15 protein-coding genes are annotated in these 16,732 nt (G+C 61.2%); 1 reads left to right on the top strand and 14 read right to left on the bottom strand.

Going from position 1 to position 16,732, the window contains the following annotated elements; genetic code table 11:
• Positions 1 to 110: 110 nt before the first annotated feature.
• The 6 genes from Q0K02_RS06995 to Q0K02_RS06970 form a co-directional block, all read right to left on the bottom strand.
• A complete protein-coding gene (locus Q0K02_RS06995) occupies positions 111 to 1,547 on the bottom strand; it encodes an aryl-sulfate sulfotransferase (RefSeq protein ID WP_294486601.1) in 1,437 nt (478 codons plus the stop codon).
• Positions 1,548 to 1,872: 325 nt separating this feature from the next.
• Positions 1,873 to 3,231, bottom strand: a complete 1,359-nt coding sequence (locus Q0K02_RS06990) for an aryl-sulfate sulfotransferase (RefSeq protein WP_294486599.1) — start codon at positions 3,229 to 3,231, stop codon at positions 1,873 to 1,875.
• 19 nt (positions 3,232 to 3,250) lie between these two features.
• A complete protein-coding gene (locus Q0K02_RS06985; protein WP_294486597.1) occupies positions 3,251 to 3,574 on the bottom strand; it encodes a helix-hairpin-helix domain-containing protein in 324 nt (107 codons plus the stop codon).
• 199 nt (positions 3,575 to 3,773) lie between these two features.
• Positions 3,774 to 4,091 carry a hypothetical protein gene (locus Q0K02_RS06980; protein WP_294486595.1) on the bottom strand — a complete coding sequence of 106 codons (318 nt, stop codon included), beginning with the start codon at positions 4,089 to 4,091 and terminating at the stop codon, positions 3,774 to 3,776.
• A gap of 16 nt (positions 4,092 to 4,107) precedes the next feature.
• Positions 4,108 to 4,443 (bottom strand): helix-hairpin-helix domain-containing protein, encoded by a 336-nt coding sequence (locus Q0K02_RS06975; RefSeq protein ID WP_294486592.1) that lies wholly within the window; start codon positions 4,441 to 4,443, stop codon positions 4,108 to 4,110.
• Positions 4,444 to 4,454: 11 nt separating this feature from the next.
• Positions 4,455 to 5,921 carry an aryl-sulfate sulfotransferase gene (locus Q0K02_RS06970; protein ID WP_294486589.1) on the bottom strand — a complete coding sequence of 489 codons (1,467 nt, stop codon included), beginning with the start codon at positions 5,919 to 5,921 and terminating at the stop codon, positions 4,455 to 4,457.
• A 220-nt stretch (positions 5,922 to 6,141) separates the two neighbouring features.
• Between Q0K02_RS06970 and Q0K02_RS06965 the strand changes: the two genes are divergently transcribed.
• Entirely contained in the window at positions 6,142 to 8,094 is a 1,953-nt protein-coding gene (locus tag Q0K02_RS06965; RefSeq protein WP_294486585.1) for a transporter substrate-binding domain-containing protein, read from the top strand.
• Between the two features lie 714 nt (positions 8,095 to 8,808).
• Here the strand turns inward: Q0K02_RS06965 and Q0K02_RS06960 are convergent.
• The 8 genes from Q0K02_RS06960 to Q0K02_RS06925 form a co-directional block, all read right to left on the bottom strand.
• Positions 8,809 to 9,588: a transporter substrate-binding domain-containing protein gene (locus Q0K02_RS06960; RefSeq protein ID WP_294486582.1), complete on the bottom strand. Its 780-nt coding sequence runs from the start codon at positions 9,586 to 9,588 to the stop codon at positions 8,809 to 8,811.
• Positions 9,589 to 9,977: 389 nt separating this feature from the next.
• Positions 9,978 to 10,703, bottom strand: coding sequence for an outer membrane protein assembly factor BamD (locus tag Q0K02_RS06955; protein ID WP_294486579.1), 726 nt, complete (start codon positions 10,701 to 10,703; stop codon positions 9,978 to 9,980).
• The gene (trxB, locus tag Q0K02_RS06950) at positions 10,696 to 11,628 is read right to left on the bottom strand and encodes a thioredoxin-disulfide reductase (RefSeq protein ID WP_294486661.1); all 933 of its coding nucleotides are present in this window, start codon (positions 11,626 to 11,628) and stop codon (positions 10,696 to 10,698) included. The genes Q0K02_RS06955 and trxB overlap by 8 nt, the downstream gene beginning before the upstream one ends.
• Positions 11,625 to 11,942, bottom strand: a complete 318-nt coding sequence (gene trxA, locus Q0K02_RS06945) for a thioredoxin (protein ID WP_294486576.1) — start codon at positions 11,940 to 11,942, stop codon at positions 11,625 to 11,627. Before trxA ends, trxB begins: the two co-directional genes overlap by 4 nt.
• Before the next feature lie 115 nt (positions 11,943 to 12,057).
• Positions 12,058 to 13,143, bottom strand: a complete 1,086-nt coding sequence (gene tsaD / locus Q0K02_RS06940) for a tRNA (adenosine(37)-N6)-threonylcarbamoyltransferase complex transferase subunit TsaD (RefSeq protein WP_294486574.1) — start codon at positions 13,141 to 13,143, stop codon at positions 12,058 to 12,060.
• A 280-nt stretch (positions 13,144 to 13,423) separates the two neighbouring features.
• Positions 13,424 to 14,431 carry a class 1 fructose-bisphosphatase gene (fbp, locus tag Q0K02_RS06935; RefSeq protein ID WP_294486572.1) on the bottom strand — a complete coding sequence of 336 codons (1,008 nt, stop codon included), beginning with the start codon at positions 14,429 to 14,431 and terminating at the stop codon, positions 13,424 to 13,426.
• Positions 14,432 to 14,587: 156 nt separating this feature from the next.
• Entirely contained in the window at positions 14,588 to 15,355 is a 768-nt protein-coding gene (locus tag Q0K02_RS06930) for a hypothetical protein (protein ID WP_294486569.1), read from the bottom strand.
• An 18-nt stretch (positions 15,356 to 15,373) separates the two neighbouring features.
• A complete protein-coding gene (locus Q0K02_RS06925; RefSeq protein WP_294486566.1) occupies positions 15,374 to 16,720 on the bottom strand; it encodes a hypothetical protein in 1,347 nt (448 codons plus the stop codon).
• Positions 16,721 to 16,732 lie beyond the last annotated feature (12 nt).

Here is a 16,732-nt window from a genome sequence, read left to right as displayed (position 1 = left end):
GGCCGAAAGATCGATAAGGAAAGTGGTGCAGACGGCAGGCGCGGCAGCCTGCGCGGATAAAAAAAGCCCGGGCGGCGGAGCCGTCCGGGCGCGATGGGCGAGACGCCGGATCAGTATCTCTTGAAGGCGGAAGGTTCGTCTTCTTCCACTTCCACGGTGCCGGCGTTCTTCAGAGCGTCGTCGTAGAGGAAGGGATCAGCCGGAATGACTTCGCGTTCCATGTCGTGCTTGATCTGGGGAATGTAGTCGTAGGGGATGCGGTAGGCGCGATAGATGGAGTTGGTGGGTCTCACGCGATGGGAGGTCTCGGCGTCGCCGAAGCCGCTCGCCGTGCCGTACCACATGAAGGGCACGATGTATTCCCAGACGGTTTCGAGTTCGGGGGTCACTTCAAAGATGCGGCCGTCGTTGCCCTCGGTGATGAGGGTGTTGCCGTTGGGCAGACGCTGGGCGCTGCTCAGGGTGCCGCTGAAGAAGCTGTGCGCTATGGAATGATTCTTGCCGTAGCCGAGGGCCGTGGCGGAATATTCCCAGACGAGCTTTTTGGTGGTGGGGTCGAATTCCAGCACCTGGGAGTAGGGCATGCCGTTGTTGAACACGAGGATGTTGCCTTCGCCGGGCAGACCCTTGGGTATCATGTGGGCGTGGTGGATCATGCCGCCGGCGGGCAGGGCCTTGAAGCCGCCTTCAGGCAGGTGCATGCCCATGAGGCGCAGCGGGTCGTCCTTGGCGTACTTGGGGCCGACCTGCCAGACGATGGAGCCGGTCTTGTGATCGATGATGTAGATGACTTCCTGACCGTCGTCGGTGATGATGTTTTCCGGATCAAAGGCGGCGTACTTGACGGGATCCTGATCATACCACTTGTTGGGGCCGACCCAGGAAGCGGTGTTCTGGAAGTCGGCGATGCCCTTTTCCTTGCATTCCTTTTCGTGGTCCTTGTACACCCATTCCCAGGTGATCTTTCCGGTCTTGTCCACGATGTAGAGGGAAGCGGTTTCCTTGCCGTCAATGGTCTTGAAGCCGGCGATGAGGGTCTTGCCGTCCTTGACGTAGTCCATGCCGGGCACGTAGTAGCCCACGGGGTTGCCTTCGCGCTGGAAGTCGTGATGGGCGTTGGCGCTCCAGATGAGGTCGCCCTTGACCTTCATTTCGGCGGAAGGCTTTCTCTTTTCATACTTGTCGAAGCGCCAGACTTCCTTGCCGTCCCAGTCGAGTTCGACCACGGCGAAGCCTTCGGACTTGCGTTCGGTCCAGTTGTCGGGATCGTAATACACGAGGTTGGCCATCAGATGTCCGCCGGGGAGAACCTTGGCCGGCTGACCTTCCACGTTCATCCACTTGTGGACGACCTTGCCGTTCATGTCGATGAGGGGAAGTCCGTGACCCGTGGCGCGCATGGGACCGATGACGGTATAGCCGTTGTAGGCCTTGTCGGGCTTATTGATGGTGACTCCGGTGGGAAACACGGAGGGATAGGCCTGGGCGGAAGCGGTAAAGCCCAGGGCCAGCAGAGACGCCAGCAGTACTTTTCCAAAGCTGCGCATGGGATTTCTCCACGGTTTGAGGTGTTGCAGAAAGACTCGTCGCAATATACGGGAGTGCAGCAGGGTTATACAGCATTTAGCACGCAACATCCAGAGAAAGAGGGGAGGTATTCTTTGGATGTCGGGAACATGTTCCCCTGACGTACCTGTTTTTTCTGGGCTCCTGCCTTGTCTGTGCGGGCTTCATTACTTTTTTGTATATGCGTTTTTGCACAGAGAGGAAGGAATATGCAGAAAGACCGCTCCTTTCCCGAGACGGGCGGGAAGAGGAGCGGTCTTGGAGAAGAGCGTGGGCGTCGCTCTTGGTGGAAAGGCGTATGATTGTTTACTTGCCGACCTTGACTACGACGTCGCCCTTGCGTTCCACGTCGGGCAGGACCTTCCAGTCTGCGGGATCAAGCGGAGAAACCTTGAGTTCCGTGGGCTTCTTCATGGCCTTGAGCTGCGGGCAGTAGTCATAGGGGTACAGGCTGGTGCGGGAAATCACGGAAGGATAGATGTATTCCCACACGATGGAGCCGCCGTCGGGATGGGTGGCGTCGGGCTTCACCTGGAAGGCGCGGCCGGCGTAGTCTTCGGAAATGAGCACGTTGCCGTTGTCCATCTTGTAGGCGGAACCCTTGTACTTGCTCAGGAGACGCACGTTGCCGGCGAGGGCGGGCATGTAGCGCCACACGGCCTTGCTGGTGGTGGGATCGATTTCCCATATCACGGTCTGGGCGGCATGAGCGCCGTTGCGGGTGAACAGGCCGTTGTCGAACACCATGATGTTGCCGGCGCCGGGCTTGCCCTTTTCGATCATGATGGGCTCATGGCACTGGCCGAGGCCGCCCATGGCCTTGAAGCCCTTCAGAGACCAGACGATGTCGCCGCTGTCCTTGTCGATGATGACGAATTCATCGAAATGACGGGGATTGTAAAGGATGTTGCCGGGCTTGAAGCGCTTGTCGCCGGCGTCGTACCACTTGTTCGGAGGAATGATGGAAAGGGTGTTGCCGTGCGTCCAGTCAGTCATGCCGGTGAGAGGCATGTAGCGGTTGATGTCGAGATGATCGGAAGAGCTCCACGACCACACGACCTTGCCCTTGGGATTCACTTCAATGAGCATGTCGCCGCGCAGCTTGGCGTTCTTGCGGTCCTGAGTGCCCCACCACTGGGTGGTCTGGTTTTCAACCTTCTTGATGACGTTGTCGGGCACGGTTTCGTAGCAGAGAATCAGGGTGTTGCCGTTGGGCAGGCGGCGGCCGTCGTGATGGGGGCCGAGCTTGGTGGCGAAGTTCCACACCACCTTGCCGTCCCAGTCGTATTCCGTCACTTCGCTGCGGGTTTCACTGAAGCTCAGCAGATGGCCGTCGGGCAGCAGGTAGCACTTTTTGTTGTTTCCGAGATCCTTCCAGGAGTGTACGACGTTGCCGTTCATGTCCATGAGGAAGACCACGTCGCTGTCTTCGGCTCTGGGCACGTCGGCCACGCTGTTGAAGTCGGGAGCGCCCTTGAAGGCTTCGCGGTTGTCCACTTTGGCGTAGATGTCCTTGAAGTCCACGCTGATGAGCACATAGCCGTTCTGAGCCTGCGCAGGATCATAGACCGTGGTGCCGGTGGGATAAACGCTGGGAGCCGCCAGCGCGGAGGCGCTCACGCCCAGAAAAAGTCCCATGGCCGCTGTGGCAAACAGTTTTTTCATACCCTTCCCTCCTCAGGGTTTAATAGCTGTGCATTCCGGTGGGAATTTCCGTTTCGTACACCACGTCGCCGCCTTCTTCCGTGGGGCCGAGCATGCCGAAGATGACGGCGGTCATGCCGGGCACGTTGCGAAGATCGGAAGCGGTCTTGAACGGACCGTTCTTTTCGCGGTAGGCGACTATGGCCTTGGCGAGGTCTTCATCAATGATGCCGTCCGTGACTTCCACAAGGATGTCGGCCGGAGCCTTGTTGAAGCTGATCGTGTCTCCCTCGGCCATGGCCGCGCAGGGAAGAAACAAGGACAAGGCAAGGGCGCAGGCTCCTGTTTTCCAGAAATTGTTCACAAGATCCTCCTGAACGTTTGTTCTGCGAGGGCAGGTTCTCGCACGGCAGGACAGCTCTCGGCAGAAAGTGAAGATTTATGGGCTGAAAACAGGCCGCGAAGGCGGCAGCAGAGCCTTGGCGCTGCCGCCCGGAGAAGGGCGGCAGGCGCTTTGGCGGAAGGTTGAATGATGAAAGGAGGTCGTCCGGAAGACGGCGGGCTCAGTACGACTTCATGCCGGGCAGGGCGTTGGGATTGAAGACGAGGTCGTTTTCTTCCTCGATGGGATCGAGTTCACGGATGAGCTCTTCCGTCATGCCGGGGATGTCGTTCAGGTCTTCGATGCGGGTGAATCTTCTCCCGGAGCGCGCTTCAACAATGGCCTTTGCGGTCTGCATGGGCAGAACGACGCCTTCTTCGGCGCAGTCGCGCACCATTTTCTTCGCGCTGGCCCTGTTGAAGCTGAAGGACCCGGCATACGCAGGCGCAGCGGCAAGACAGGCTGCAATGAGCGGTATGGCAATGCGGGGCGTATGCATGGGGTTCTCCGTGAAATCAGCACTTGGAAGGAGCCAGGGTGAGCTCGGCGTCGGGATCGTGCCACAGGGTGCCGCCGTGCTCAATGGGATTGATGGCCTGAAGCGTGCTGTTGTCCAGCCCCGGCACCTTCAGGAAGTCTTCGGGCAGTTCAAAGGGCTTTTTCTTGGCCATGTCCACGATGGCGGCCGCCATTTCGGGGGTGATGTTGGCGTCGGGAATGTCCATGAGCTGTTCGACCGTGGCCTTGTTCAGATCAAAGGCGTCGGGGCCGAGTTCCACGTCCTCGGCGAGGGCGGGGGAGGCGGCGCAGAGGAACAGACCGAAAAGAAGGGCGAGAAGAGACTTTTTCATGCTGACTCCGTTTACTTGCCAGGCTGATAGGGAGTTTTGCTGGCAGGGATTTTGAACGTGACGTTTTCCGGCGGGGTGACGGCGAATTCCTGGGGCTTCTTGAGCTGCGGCACGTAGTCGTAGGGCACGCGGTAGGCGCGATAGACCAGGTTGAACTTGCCGTTGGGATTGTACCAGGGACTGATGTATTCCCACACGATTTCGTGATCGGGGGTGACTTCCTGGAACTGTCCCACGGCGCCGTTGGTGATGAGGGTGTTGCCGTTGGGCAGGCGCTGGGCGGAACTCACGTAGTCGCTGTAGAACTTGTAGGTTTCGCGCAGGCCCATGGTGGCGGCGGAATGTTCCCACACCTTCTTGAGCGTGACCGGATCGAATTCAATGACGCGCGAGTAGTCGCGACGGGCGTTGCTCCAGCCCATGGGGGCGGTGGGATTGCGTTCGCCGTAGCCGGCGAAGCCGCCGTTGTCGTACACCAGAATGTTGCCCGCGCCGGGCAGGCCCGCGGGAATCATGTGGCAGTGGTGCTGACCCACGAACTGACCGAGGCGGTACAGGGCTCTCTTGTATTCCTTGCCGCCGAATTCCCACTTGTCGTCGGGGTAGAAGGTGGGGCCGATCTGCCAGACGATCTTCTTGGTGGCCTTGTCGATGATGAAGCAGGTGTTGAGCTGGCGGCAGGAGCAGATGATGTTTTCGGGATTGAAGGCCGCGTACTTCACGGGATCCTCGTCGTACCAGTGGTTGGGGCCGAGGTAGGAGGCGGCGTTCATGTGCATCCAGTCGGCGGCCTTCACGCCGGGAGTGCGGGTCATCTGCCAGGTGGGGAAGCGGTACATGGTCTTCTTGAGATCTTCGGGGAGCTTGAGCTCGTCGAAATGCTCGAAGGCCTTCCAGTCCCAGACGATGTTGTTGTCCTTGTCCACTTCAAAGAGGTAGTCGTCGTCGAGGGGCTTTTTCTTGGTGATGGCGGGATTCTCGGTGAACAGATGGGAGAGCACGAGAATTTTGCCGTCGGGCTTGTAGCTCACGTCCATGGTGGGGCTGTAGTAGCCGGTGGGGTTGCCTTCCACCTGGAAGTCGTGATGCATGCCGGCGAGCGGAATGTTGCGCACGATCTTGCCGTTCCAGTCGCAGATGGAGAGGTCGGCGGACATGGGATCGCCGAAGGTGCGGCCCTTCATTTCCGGCTTCTGACGGGTGGCGCCCATGATGTAGCCGCCCTTCAGCAGCTTGGCGGGATGTTCCAGTTCGCTGACGTTTTTCCACTCGTGAACGACGTTGCCGTTCATGTCGATGAGCACGCAGCCCTGACCTGCGGTTTCCACGCCGAAGACGGTGTAGCCGTTCCAGCATTTTTCCGGCTTGTAGATGGTGGTGCCGTGGGGGAATACCGAAGGAAAGGCCCAGCCGAGGGAAGGCGCGGCCGTGGCCGCGGCGGCTGCGGACAGACCCATGAGGAATTGACGACGATTCATGTTTCTTCCTTTGTGAAGGTGAAGGCGAAATAATCAATAACGCAGTAGCAAAGAGTATGCCATAATGGTTTTTGCTGAAAAATCAAGGGGATTGCGCCTGAAATAATGACGAACCGTAAGAGATGCCGCACAAAAGGGCGGTGTCTGTGCGAAAAACCGCACGCTTTTTTCTCTTGCGGCGGCGCGGACCATGATGTTTTATGAATCTGAGGAGAGAATCATGCGTCGCTGGTCCGTATTTGTACTGTTGTTTTTTGTTCTGCTTGCGGGAGTTGTGCGGACGGGCGAAGCCGCGTCCGTGCCGGATCGGGAGAACAGTCTTGTCATCGGCGTTCCTCCGCATTCTGCGCCGCTGTCGTTTCTCAACGAAAAGCGGGACGGCCTTCTCGGGCTGGCCGTGGATCTCAGCGTGAAGATGGCCGAGGAGCTCGGCAAGAAGATAGTATTCGTGCAGAGCAACGCGCGCAAGCTGGAGCAGAAGCTGCAGCGGGGCGAAATAGACGCCATGGTGGGCCTTCTGCCCGTGAATCTGAAGAACGACTTTTCCGACGTGCTGGTCACGCCGCTGGCGCTGAACCGCGCCATTCTGGTGGCGGGGCAGGAACATCAGTTTTCCATGGAGCGCGATCTTGCGGGGCACAGGGTCATTCTTCAGCGCGGTGACGCCTACATTCCCAGAATGCTGGACATGGGCTGCACCGTGGTGCAGGCGGACTCCATCACCAACGCGCTGAATCGTCTGATGGCCGGTCAGGCCGACGCCTACGTCGCCAGTTCTGTGGAAATGGCCTTCTACATCGTGCAGAGCAAGGAATATCGGAACATCCGGGTCATGGGCGGCTCGCTGGAGCGCATTCCCATGGTGATGATGGTGGGCAGGGAGTCCGGTCTTCTGGAGCGCCTGACGAGCGCCCTGGTGCGCCTTGAGGAGAACGGCGAAGTGGAGCGGCTGCGGTCGAAGTGGCTGGGGCGTTCGCTGTACGTGCCCAGTTTGTGGGAGCTGTACCGGTATCACATTCTGTGCGCGGTGACGCTGCTGGCCTGCATACTCATCGCGTCCGTCACCTGGATTTACGCGCTCAAGCGTCAGGTGCGCAAGGTTTCGCGCAGACTCATACGCTCGGAGCGTAAATATCGCGATCTCATTGAGGAATCGCCCGACATCATTCTTCTGCTCGATGAAAACGGGCGCATCACGCTTTCCAACCGGGCGGCGAGAAGCGCGCTTCACATTGCCGGGAGCGGCTACAGTGCCATGCTCATGGAGGCGCTTTGCACCGAGGTGAACGGCTGTCTTGAGCGCTTTGTGCAGCTCATTCCGCGGCAGGGCGCGCTGCGCAGGGAAATCACGCTGGCGGCGGGCACGGATGAAGAGCTGGTGCTGGAAGTCAATCTGTTCATGGCGGACATGGAAAGTTCGCCCTACGCCGTATGCCTGATAGGCCGCGACATGACGGAGAGGCGCAGGCTCGATGCGCAGGTCATGGAAATGGAGCGTCTTGCCGTGCTCGGCAAGCTGGCCGCCGGGGTGGCGCATGAGATCAACAATCCCATAGGGATAGTGATGGCGCATGCGGAAATTGCGCTGGAGGACTGCCCGGAAGACAGTCCGCTGCGGCCCATGCTGAAGGCCATCTATCGCAACGGCGAGCGCGCGGTGAACACCACGCGGCGGCTGTTGAACATGGCGTTGCCGAGCTCCGTGGAGTACGAAACGCAGAATCTTGCGCAGATCGTGCGGGAAGCGCTGTTCTTTCTGAAGCCCCGTCTTCGCGCCGTGAAGGTGGACGCCGTCATGCTGCCCGCAGAGCTGTGCATCCGGGGCAACCGCATCCTGCTGGAACAGCTCGTGCTGAATCTGCTCATCAACGCGCTGGACAGCATGGATGGCCGTGCGGAACAGGCGCGGGCGCTGGTCATTGAAGGTCGGTGCCGGGAAGGGCGCGCGGTGCTGGACATTTCCGACACGGGCAGCGGCATCAGCGAAGAGAACCGGAAGAAGATTTTCGATCCGTTTTTCTCCACCAAGGGCAACAAGGGCTTCGGCCTCGGGCTGTACATTTCCCGGCACATTGTGGAGCTGCATGAAGGCGACATCGACGTGAGCTCGGAACTGGACGCCGGTTCCACCATGTCGCTCTCGTTTGCCGTTGTCCAGAAGAGCGGATGCTGACGCGGGGCGCAGCGCGGCGACCGGAAAGGCGGGTCAATGTGCGGGCCGCTTGTTTTGCGACGCGGAAAATTCCGTGCGGGGGAGTCGAACCGCGCTGCGGGGCGGTGCGGAAGTCTTGCCCCCGTGTTTTTCTGCCCGAATGCCGCCGTGCCTCGTTGTTTTTGCCGCCTTCGCTGCGCGCCTGCGGAAATGTCTTGCGTTGAAGCGCTTTGCCTGCTTGTCCTCTGCCCGGCGTTGCTGCTTGCAAACCGGTTGTTTTCTTTGCGTCCCGCGTCGCGCTTGTCCGGCGGCGTCGTCTCGCCCGCCGGGGTGGCGCGGGGTACGTTTCCGCGCCGCACAGGGGAGGGCGGCAAGATCAGTCTGATTTGCTCTCCTGACCGTTCCTGGCCGCTCCCGGTGCTCTTCTCCCCCGGAAGCTTCGGCTTGTCTTCCGTCCCTTGTTCGATGCCGCAGAGAGGGCGGCGCGCCCTGCGACGGAGCGCCTGCGTGCTTGCGGCGAAGGCGGATTCAGGAGCATCAAAAAAGGCCGGAAAGACTGGCTTTCCGGCCCTGTTTGATGAACGGCGTCCGTCGGCGTTGCGGTCGGAATTTTCGGAGCGTCGCCCCTCGCTCCGACCGCGATTTCTGCCGATCCGGCGGGACGTCGGACTCACGCTGCGCGCATGTTTTGCGCCGCGTGTCGAGGCCTTCCCGCCGGAGCTGCGAGCGCGCCGACTACTTGATGTACTGGTTTTCCCACTTGGTCATGGTGCCGTCGGCCTTGATGCCGGCCATCCAGTCGTTCACGGCCTTGAGCAGATCGGGATGATCCTTGGTCATGAGCACGCCGAAGTGATTTTCGGTGAAGGGCTTGTCCACCAGAGGAGCGGCAACCTTGGGGTTGTCCTTGACGTAGCGGACGGCTTCCATGGTTTCGGTGATCATGACGTCGGCCTTGCCTTCACCCACGAGGCCGGGGATTTCGGCGTTCTGTTCGTGCATGATGAGCTGAGCCTTGGGCGTGGATTCCTTGGCGAACTTTTCGTTGGTGCCGCCGGGGTTGTACATGACGCGCACGGAAGGCTTGTTCACGTCGGCGAGGGACTTGAACTGACCGGCCTTGGTCTTGGTGACCAGAATGGTCTTGCCGAAGGTGAGGTACGGCTCGGACATGGCCATGACCTGCTTGCGGGCGTCGGTGACGGTGATGCCGCACATGGCCACGTCGAACTTGCCGGCGAGGGTGTCGGCCTGCAGGGTCTTCCAGGTTGTGGGCACGTATTCGAGCTTCACGCCGAGCTTCTTGGCCAGAGAGGCGGCCATTTCGGCGTCGAAGCCTTCATACTTGCCGGTCTCCTTGTTGAGATAGCTCATGGGCTTGTAGTCGCCGGTGGTGCCGACGAGCAGCTTGCCGCTGGACTTGATTTCCGCAAGGCTGCGGGCATCGGCGCTCTGAGCGACGAGGCCGGTGGCGGCGGCGATGAGCAGGGAGGTCATAAGAATTTTCTTGAACATGGGATCATCCTCCTGAAAGATGAATGGTAGCCTGCTTAGAGTAGAGGCATTGAAGGACGCTGTCCAGTGCTCCCGGAATGCGTGACGGCCTGTCCGGAACATTTTTTTCTTCATGATTTCGCGTATCAGGAACCATATTGACGCGCAGTAAAGAAAAAAAACATATTAATATCGCCAAAAGAGGGGCGGGAGAGCCCGGCATTTGCCGAAAAGGCGGGGGCAGGCGCGCGCCCGGAGGCGGGAACGTGGTTGCGCCCGCTGCGGGGGTGGGCGCATGAGGCCGTGCGCCGACACTTGCACGGAAGAGAGCGTCCACATGCAGAAAGAGCGCCGATTCCTGCGAATCGACGCTCTTTCATGAGATGTTTTGCTGCCGGAACGGCGGGGTTCTACAGCCAGCGGAACCAGTCCTTCCAGGAGCCCTGCTGATGCTCGCGCATGCTCTGGGCCTCTTCCTTGCGGTATTTCAGGAAGGCGGCTTCGCCCTTGGTTTTTGCGTATTCCGCTTCTTCCTTCACGTCGGGGAAGTTGCGCACCACGTACTGATAGCGCGTCCAGGCGGCCTGATAGTTTTCCATGCCCCAGAACACGTTGGCGATGAACAGTTCGCGCTGGGCCAGCGTCTTGCGGCAGGCGGCAATCTGTTCCACGGCGTTCTTGCCGTATTCGGTGTCGGGGTATTCCTGATGGAGCCTGGTGAAGTATTCCAGAGCCTCGTTCACGGGCGTGGCCGAATGATCGATGGACGTGTAGGAATTCTTCAGCGACATGCCGGTCTGATACAGCACATAGGGGATGGCTTCATGGCGGGGATGCAGCGTTTCAAAGTCCTTGTAGGCTTCCGCGGCGAGCGGATATTCGCCGTCAAGGTAGTGCGCGTCGGCCAGCGCCAGTTCAGCTTCTATGACGTAGGGGCTGAAGGGGAAGTCATCCTTGATGCGGGTGTAGTAGACGATGGCCTGCGAATAGTTCTTTTCACGCATGGCGTCGTTGCCGGCCTCGAATATTTCCTGCACGGTGTCGTCCGCCGGGGGCAGGAAGTATTCGTCCACAAGGGAACAGCCGCTCAGGAAGATGGTGCAGGCAAGCATTCCCATAAGAAGCAGTTTACGCATTCCATTGCTCCAGATAAGACGAAGCGGCCGTTGCCGCCGTCGCTCCGTCGCCCACGGCGCTGCTGACCTGTCGGCAGCGCTTGGCGCGAATGTCGCCCGCGGCGAAAATGCCGGGAATGTTCGTGCACATTTCGGCATCCGTCAGCACGAAGCCTGCGGCGTCGCGGTTGACGCCCTCGGGCAGATAGCCGCTGACGGGCTCCATGCCCACGTAGATGAACACGCCCTCCACGGGGATCACGCGGGTTTCCCCGCTGTCCAGACGGCGGACGGCCACCGAGTCCACGCCCGCGGTGCCGCCGCGGATTTCATCCACGACGCTGCCCGTGACGAGCTCGATGTTTTCGGCTTCGCGAACTTTGTTCTGATAGATCATCGCCCCGCGGAAGGCGTCGCGGCGGTGAATGAGATAGACCTTGTTGACGATGCGGGAAAGGTACAGCGCTTCCTCAAGGGCGGAGTTGCCGCCGCCCACCACGGCCACGTCGCGGCCGCGATAGAAGTTGCCGTCGCACACGGCGCAGTAGGAGACGCCCTTTCCGCTGAACGCATCTTCGCCCGGAGCGCCGAGCTTGCGGTGATGCGCGCCCGTGCAGGCCACCACGCTTTTGGCTTCCAGCGTCTTGCCCTCGGCCAGATGGAGGAGGAAGGTGCGGCCTTCGGTCTGCTCCATGGAGAGCACCTGACCGCGCACGCGTTCCACCGGATAGGAGGCGAGATGCGCGTCAAAGAGGTCGGCCAGTTCCCATCCCTTGATGCTCTTGGGAAAGCCGGGATAATTTTCGATTTCGGCGGTGCTGAGTATCTGTCCGCCCGGGGCGGCGTTCTCGACGAGAGCCACGCTCACGCCGGAGCGGACAAGATACAGGGCCGCGGTGATGCCCGCAGGCCCTGCGCCGATGACTACGGCGTCGTACAGCATCAGAGAGCCTTTTCGATCATGCCCACGAGGTGGGACTTGGCCACGGCGCCGGTCACCTGATCGACGACTTCGCCGTCCTTGAAGACGATGAGGGTAGGAATGGCGCGGATGCCGAACAGGCTGGGCACGCGGGTGTTTTCATCCACGTTGACCTTGCAGACGAGCACCTTGCCGTCGTATTCGGCGGCGAGCTCTTCCACGATGGGGCCGATGCCGCGGCAGGGGCCGCACCAGGGAGCCCAGAAGTCAACGAGAACCGGAATGGAGGATTTGATGACGACGCTTTCAAAAGTGGCATCAGTAACGGCGGTGGACATTGGTGAACTCCTTCATAAATGGCTTGTGGCGAGCGCCGGAACGCATCCGGCGCGTCTCCGTCTTATCACGAAAAAAAATGATGCGGAATGATTGTAGGTACGGGGTATGTCTCTGTCAAGGCAGAGCGTGTCCGAAGGGCTTCCAGTCCTGCGGAATGACCTGTCCGCGGGGGATGGCGGAAAGGGAAAGATCGTGGACGCGTCCGGCCTTTGCCATGTGCCAGCCCGCCCGGGCTATCATGACGGCGTTGTCGCCGCACAGCGACAGGCGGGGAATGAACAGCGGAATGTGCTTCTTTTCCGCAAGGTCGGCGAATGTCTTGCGCACCACGCTGTTGGCGGCCACGCCTCCGGCCACCACGATGCTCTTCGGCGTGAACAGGTGCATGGCTCGCTCGGCCTTGATGGTCAGGGTTTCCGCAATGGCCAGAAGGTAGGAGGCCGCGGCGTCGCACAGTTCCTGACTTGCAAGGTCGAGCCGTTCGCGGGCCGGGGTGTCTCCGGCGGGAAAATGGGCGTGCGGATGCTGGGAGAGCCAGAGCGCGCCCGCGGTCTTGAGTCCGCTGAAGCTGAAGTCGAGATTGTCGTTGTGTGTGTAGGGCCGGGGGAAGAGATGCGGATCGGCCGTGCCCTTCTTGCCGAGGGCGTCGAGCAGCGCGCCGCCGGGATAGGGCAGGCCCGCGGCCTTGGCGAACTTGTCGCAGGCTTCGCCCGCCGCGTCGTCGATGGTTTTGCCGAGCACGGTCATGTCCACGGGGCCGTCCATGCGGTAGAGGTGGGTGTGGCCGCCGGAAATAAGCACGCCGAGCGCGGGCCAGACGATGCTGTTTTCGAGGTCTGCGGCGAGCAGATGTCCCTGAAGATGATCGACGCCGATGAGCGGAATGTCGTGGGCGAGCGCCAGCGACTTGGCGAAGGCCACGCCCACGAGCAGGCTGCCCATGAGGCCGGGCCCGCGCGTGACGGCGATGCGGTCGATGGCCTTCCACGGGTCGTCGCCGAGATCGGCCTGCCGGAAGAGGCTGTCGAGCAGGGGGCCGATGAGTCTCGCGTGCTCGCGGGAGGCGAGCTCGGGCACGACGCCGCCGAAAAGAGCGTGGATGTCGGCCTGACTCGAAATGACGGCCGCGCGGACGCCGCTATCGTCCACGAGGGCGAGGGCGGTTTCATCACAAGAACTTTCTATTCCCAGAACGAGCATGGTTGACCTGTGCGGGCTTCGGCGGTTTTTGCGCCGGAAGGGTTGAAGCGAAGCGCCGCGCATGGCGGCGGATGCGGGGGAGTGCGCTTTGGCAGGGGAAGGCTGCGGAGCGCTGACAAAGGAGCCTCAGGGACGAACAGGCCGCGCGCCGGTCATTCCGGCGCGCGGCTGCATGACGATGTTGGATCGGCGCGGCGGGCGAAGTCGCGGCCCGCGCTTTCGGCCCCGGCGAAGCGGAGGGCCGCTTCTGCGGGGGCTTGCGGACGGCCGCGCGGCCTGATCAGACCTTGCCGTTTTCCTTGTACACTTCCAGAACCTGATCCACGTCGTCGGCGGAGCCGATGATGAGCGGCGTGCGTTCATGGATGGCGGTAGGCACCTTTTCCAGAATGCGCATTTTGCCGTCGGTGGCCTTGCCGCCGGCCTGTTCGGCCAGGAAGGCCATGGGCGCGGCTTCGTACATCAGGCGCAGCTTGCCGCTCGGATGCTTGGAATCTTCGGTGTAGAAGAAGATGCCGCCCTTGAGCAGGGTGCGGTGGAAGTCGGCCACGAGCGAGCCCACGTAGCGTGTGGAGCGGGGCGGCATGCCGTCGGGCCGGGAGAAGGAATGCACGGCCTTCTGCGTGGCTTCGTCCCAGTAGTTGTAGTAGCCGTGGTTGGCGGAATAGTACTTGCCCACGCGCGGAATCTGAATGTTGGGATGCGTGAGCAGGAATTCGCCGATGGAGGAGTCGAGGGTAAAGCCGTTGACGCCGTGCCCGGTGGAGTACACGAGCATGGTGGAGGAGCCGTAGAGGAAGTAGCCTGCGGCCACCTGCTCGACGCCGGGACGCATGAGGGATTCGCTGGTGAGCTCCCAGTAGTTCTGCGTGTCGGAGCGGCGATAGATGGAGAAAATGGTGCCGATGCTCACGCCCACGTCGATGTTCGACGAGCCGTCCAGCGGATCGAAGAAGATGACGTAGTGCCCGTGGGGTTCGTTTTCGGGCACGAAGAAGGGTTCGGCCATTTCTTCGGAACCGACGGCGCAGACCGCGCCCGAACTCTGCATTCTGTAAACCAGCGTATTGTTGGCGAAGGTGTCAAGCTTCTGCACCTGTTCGCCCTGCACATTGACGGCACCGGTCGCGCCCAGAATATCCACCAGACCAGCCTGGTTGACGTTTCTGGAAATAATCTTGGCCGAAAGAATAAGGTCGTGCATCAGCGAGGTGAATTGTCCCGTCGCGTGAGGAGACCATCTGCGTTGCGATGCTATAAGGTGTTCAATTGCAGTGACTTCAGACATATCCAGGCTCCTTGGTGTCGGCTCCGGGGGATCGCGTGGGACGTAGGTTCTGCGAAGGCAGCGGAGCTTCTGTTACTTGACACTACCTATACCATAAACATGGATGAATGTGCAATATGGATCAATATGTGAATTGAAAGCCGTCCATACCGGACATCACTTGACGGGCGCGGCGAAAACAATAGGCTTTCCACCTATATAGCGGGAGATCCACATCATGGAACCGTTCTCGTTGCTCAAAATACCGTCGGAATGTTCCTTGAGATATTCGGTCCAGTTGATGGAAGCGAGAGGCGTGGAGGCATAATCCATGTCGCCGCTCCAGATGAGCACGTCGCCGGAACGGACGATGAAGTCGCCCGGAGAGGACGCGAAGGGCAGCAGCGCGCGGAAGTCGAAGGTGGCCACGAGCAGCACCTGAAGCCGGTCTTCCTGAAGGAAGGGACGGGCAATGAGAATTTCCGGTCCGAGGGGGGTGTCCTGAATGGAGGCGCGCAGGTCGCGGGGCAGGGCCTTGGGCGCAAGTTCCAGCAGAGGCGCGTAGTCAAGCTGCTTGAGGGGCGTGCCGGGAATGGATGCGCCGAGCGTGCCGTCGGGAGCCACCATGCTGAGGCCCGAAAGCCACGGGAAACGCCGCAGGAAGCTGGCCGCGGCTTCGGCGTCGGGCGGGGTGGCCATGGCGTCGAGGGCCTTTTCCAGCCTGGTCAGCTCTTCGTCGATGGGCATGACGCTCTGCACGAGGTCGCGCTGGGATTTTTCCAGCACGGTGCGCTCTTCCGTGTTCAGGGTGGAGGGGCGGTTGATGTGCGTATGATAGAAGGTTTTCGTTTCCTTGTAGGCGCTCTTCACCTGCATGCAGCCGGAAAGGGCGGGCAGGCAGAGGCAGAGCAGACAGACAACGAGAGCAAAATGGCGACTGCGCATGGTATCTCCTGTCGCGCGTCAGGCGCGGGACTTGTTTTCCAGCCTGGCGGCCAGCGTTTCCAGCATGTTCAGAAGGCCGGAATCGGCAGGCTGTTCCGGGGCGGGAGGCTCCGCGCCCTGCATGAGGCTGTCCAGTTTTGCGTTCAGTTCAGCCCTCTCTTCGGGAGAGGAGCTCACTTCGAGAAGTTCTCTGTAAATGCTGGCGGCTTCGCCCGTGGCTCCCTGTTCTTCCAGAATGCGGGCCATGGAGCGCGTACACAGCGAGCTTTTGCCTTCCATGACGGCCTGAGGGCGGGGAGTCGGAATCCGGTCGGCCTGCGCCGCGGCGGGCTTGTCCGGGAAAAGGAGCTCCGTCACGCCGGGCGCGGAAATCGCCGGGGCGGGAGAGGGCTCGTCGTCCTCGTCGCCGTAGATGTCGTCATCGTCGGGCACGGCGTCCAGGCTGAACCAGGGGGAGCGCTCGTCCATGACGAAGCAGCGGCCGGAGGACGGCGCGTCGGCGGACGCAGGCGTTTCGGCGCTTTCAGGGGTTTCGTCAGACGCAGAGGCTTCGGCGCTCGTCGGGGCGCTGTCGGAAGCGGCGTGTTCGGCGTCCGGCGTCTCGCGGAGCGCGGCGTTTGCCGCATCGGCGGAGGGCTGTGACGCCGGAGCCTGCGCCGGAGTTTCTTCGAGAGAGGGTTCCGCAGCCGCAGCGGCGTTTGCGGCGGCACTCTGCGCTTCGCAGGCGCGGGCGAGGAGAGTTTCGGCAACGGAGGCGGGGCCGGTCGCGGCGGACGAGGCTGCGCAGACCGCGGCGGAATCCGACGGGGCACAGGCGCAGGCAGACGCCGCGGACGCAAAGGCTTGTGCGGAAGAGTCGGGGACGTTCCGGGCGGAAGCGCCCGGGGCGTCTTCGCCTTCGGCGGGCCGGATCTTCGTTTCGGCGGTCGTTGAGGTTCCTGCGCCGAGCGCCTTCATGCCCGCTTCAAACACGTCGGCCAGAGTGGGGCCGTTCTTTTTGAAGGTGGCCCCGAAAAAGCGGAGCATGGCGGCCTGATCGGGCCGCACGCCGGGCAGACGGCTCCAGATGTCCCAGAGGGCGGAGCATTGCGAGAGCGATTCGATGACGCCCGCCGCTTCCAGTCCTGCGGCGGCGTCCTGCCCTGCGGCGTGGAGCTCTTCGATGAGCAGAAGACGCGCGTCGAGAAATTCGGGATGACGGGAGAGCCCCGCCCGCAGCACTTCAATGGCCTCCATGCGGCGTCCGCTTTCGGCCAGAAGGCGGGCATAGGGCAGAAAGATGCGGGAGGCGGGGTCGAGGGAGAGAACTTCCTGATACCAGAGAGCCTTTTCCGGGCTCTCGTGTTCCGCAAGAGGTGAATTCATGGACGATGAGCC

The sequence above is a fragment of the uncultured Mailhella sp. genome (genome assembly GCF_944324995.1).
Lineage (GTDB): Bacteria > Desulfobacterota > Desulfovibrionia > Desulfovibrionales > Desulfovibrionaceae > Mailhella.
The sequence above is the reverse complement of the archived record's forward strand: the minus strand, read 5'-3'. Positions and strand labels throughout refer to the sequence as shown.

Excerpts from the sequence above, each read along its gene's own strand:
- Q0K02_RS06975 (WP_294486592.1), bottom strand. The coding sequence starts at position 4,443 with ATGAAAAAGTCTCTTCTCGCCCTTCTTTTCGGTCTGTTCCTCTGCGCC.
- trxA (WP_294486576.1), bottom strand. The coding sequence starts at position 11,942 with ATGTCCACCGCCGTTACTGATGCCACTTTTGAAAGCGTCGTCATCAAA.
- Q0K02_RS06980 (WP_294486595.1), bottom strand. The coding sequence starts at position 4,091 with ATGCATACGCCCCGCATTGCCATACCGCTCATTGCAGCCTGTCTTGCC.
- Q0K02_RS06930 (WP_294486569.1), bottom strand. The coding sequence starts at position 15,355 with ATGCGCAGTCGCCATTTTGCTCTCGTTGTCTGTCTGCTCTGCCTCTGC.
- tsaD (WP_294486574.1), bottom strand. The coding sequence starts at position 13,143 with ATGCTCGTTCTGGGAATAGAAAGTTCTTGTGATGAAACCGCCCTCGCC.
- Q0K02_RS06990 (WP_294486599.1), bottom strand. The coding sequence starts at position 3,231 with ATGAAAAAACTGTTTGCCACAGCGGCCATGGGACTTTTTCTGGGCGTG.
- Q0K02_RS06925 (WP_294486566.1), bottom strand. The coding sequence starts at position 16,720 with ATGAATTCACCTCTTGCGGAACACGAGAGCCCGGAAAAGGCTCTCTGG.
- Q0K02_RS06995 (WP_294486601.1), bottom strand. The coding sequence starts at position 1,547 with ATGCGCAGCTTTGGAAAAGTACTGCTGGCGTCTCTGCTGGCCCTGGGC.
- Q0K02_RS06960 (WP_294486582.1), bottom strand. The coding sequence starts at position 9,588 with ATGTTCAAGAAAATTCTTATGACCTCCCTGCTCATCGCCGCCGCCACC.
- Q0K02_RS06970 (WP_294486589.1), bottom strand. The coding sequence starts at position 5,921 with ATGAATCGTCGTCAATTCCTCATGGGTCTGTCCGCAGCCGCCGCGGCC.
- Q0K02_RS06965 (WP_294486585.1), top strand. The coding sequence starts at position 6,142 with ATGCGTCGCTGGTCCGTATTTGTACTGTTGTTTTTTGTTCTGCTTGCG.
- fbp (WP_294486572.1), bottom strand. The coding sequence starts at position 14,431 with ATGTCTGAAGTCACTGCAATTGAACACCTTATAGCATCGCAACGCAGA.
- Q0K02_RS06955 (WP_294486579.1), bottom strand. The coding sequence starts at position 10,703 with ATGCGTAAACTGCTTCTTATGGGAATGCTTGCCTGCACCATCTTCCTG.